Genomic DNA, 320 nt, shown 5'->3' with positions numbered 1-320 from the left:
TGAAGTACGCCGTGGAAGGAAATGCGCGGGTTATGGGGGCATCGGCCGGCGCAATGATGGAGGTCAGCCCAACACGCTCGACGCCGGCCAGTGCACCCACGGCCTTGTACGTCGCTTCCTGCTCGGCATCGGTAGGCACTCTGCCGGTCGGAAGCCGGTTGTCCGTGAACCTCAACTCATCCAGCGCCGCGAGATCGAGGCGTTCTGCTACCTGGCTGGATGTGGTTTGGGTGAGGCCGGTCGCCGCCACCAGCCCACCCACGCCCAGAAGAAAAGCCATCAACAGCAACGCAGTCCGCAGCGGTCGGGAAGAGAGTGAA

At 63.8% G+C, this 320-nt stretch carries 1 protein-coding gene; it reads right to left on the bottom strand.

Features of this window, described 5'->3' with window-relative positions; translation table 11 throughout:
• Positions 1-320 (bottom strand): hypothetical protein (locus SB847_RS20730; RefSeq protein ID WP_410578459.1); only part of this gene is annotated, 320 nt, incomplete at both ends.

The sequence above is a fragment of the Bacillus sp. SIMBA_026 genome (assembly GCF_046535335.1).
Taxonomy (GTDB): Bacteria; Bacillota; Bacilli; order Bacillales; family Bacillaceae; genus Bacillus; species Bacillus velezensis.
This window is presented reverse-complemented; position numbering and strand designations above follow the sequence as displayed.